Source organism: Winogradskyella poriferorum (genome assembly GCF_050618035.1).
GTDB lineage: Bacteria > Bacteroidota > Bacteroidia > Flavobacteriales > Flavobacteriaceae > Winogradskyella > Winogradskyella poriferorum_A.
Map to the genome: position 1 here is coordinate 1 of NZ_JBODPY010000051.1, position 262 is coordinate 262.

Here is a 262-nt window from a genome sequence, read left to right on the forward strand (position 1 = left end):
GCTCATCAAGCAGCAACGGATCCGGCTTAGGAGCCATCGCACGCGCCAACGCGATCCTTTGTTGCTGACCACCAGAAAGAGAGTGCGGATAGCGTGCCTCAACACCTGGAAGCCCAACAAGCGCCAACAACTCTTCAACTCGTGACTGCTGATCTTTTTTAGACCACTTTTTAATACCAAACGTTATATTGTCCGTAATCGTTAAATGCGGAAACAGAGCAATATCCTGGAATACCATGCCAATATTTCGTTTTTCAGCAGG

The 262-nt window shown here is 47.7% G+C and carries 1 protein-coding gene; it reads right to left on the reverse strand.

Going from position 1 to position 262, the window contains the following annotated elements:
* A partial coding sequence (locus ACRHOC_RS14885; protein ID WP_431159415.1) for an ATP-binding cassette domain-containing protein occupies window positions 1-262 on the reverse strand: 262 nt, incomplete at both ends.